1 protein-coding gene is annotated in these 953 nt (G+C 45.2%); it reads left to right on the forward strand.

Features of this window, described 5'->3' with window-relative positions:
* Positions 1–62: 62 nt before the first annotated feature.
* On the forward strand, positions 63–911 hold the full coding sequence (locus tag OKC30_RS21105) for a DUF7017 domain-containing protein (RefSeq protein ID WP_270809830.1): 849 nt from the start codon (positions 63–65) through the stop codon (positions 909–911).
* Positions 912–953 lie beyond the last annotated feature (42 nt).

Below are 953 nucleotides of genomic sequence, written 5' to 3' on the forward strand. Positions count from 1 at the left end.
TACGACAACAGGTCAACTGAGCGAAATCGGCGCCTGAGAGACTGCTGTCCTGCTTTGGAATTGTGCAACAAGGCCACGAACAGCCATTTCGTACTGTTACAAATCTGCGAAAAGCAGGTAATTTGCAAGAGGCATGGAATGTTGGCTTTGCTGCGCTAGAACACTCCCCGCAAGATGCTTATCTCAAAGGCGCATTATTCTGGGTATGTTATGAACTTATAAAGCAGTATCAAAGTAAAATCTCCAAACGTGCAGCGGCCTCGAATAATTTTCGGCCTAGCGAATTTGAATTCGAGCACATAGAAAACTTGCTCACAACCATTGTGAATTTGGATATTCCAACAGGTGGGTTGGAATACAAGATGCTGCTGGTTCAGTTCAAAAAGAATCTTGAGTGGTTTCCGACTTTGGTTCATTTGGTATTGCGGCACCAGTGTGCTTTGTTTGATGATGATGCCAAAAAGCCTTTCCAAGCGGAGAAAGGTGAAGTGCCAAGTTTAATGTTATCAACCGCACGCCAAATGGCGAGTGCTTGGCTTCGTGCCCGTGATTTTTGGCAATTGGATCTCTATCAGTTGCTGGCGTTTATCAATCTTACACGCCAGCAGGTATTGGATACGAAACACTTGATTTGGCTGGATTACGACGAGTCAAAGTGCTTGATCGTTGCAGGTCAATATGAGCAAGCCCGGGAATTGTTGCTGCCTATTTTACGGAAAAAGCAGAAAGAAGCGTGGGCTTGGGGAGCACTGGCCGCATCTTATCAGAAGCAAGACCGTAATTTGGCGCTGAAGTTTTTCGCCAAGGGAATCGTCTCTGCTCATGACGTCACTTTCAGTTTAAAACTACTTCAGGGCGCAATCCCATTATTGCTTGCTCATGTACAGAACCTTAAGCGGCAAGCGAATTAATAATACCGTCTAACGTGTTGTTTTGCTTGGATTTTCTCTGCC

Origin of the sequence: Aeromonas sp. QDB18 (genome assembly GCF_027705325.1) — a bacterium.
Lineage (GTDB): Bacteria > Pseudomonadota > Gammaproteobacteria > Enterobacterales > Aeromonadaceae > Aeromonas > Aeromonas caviae.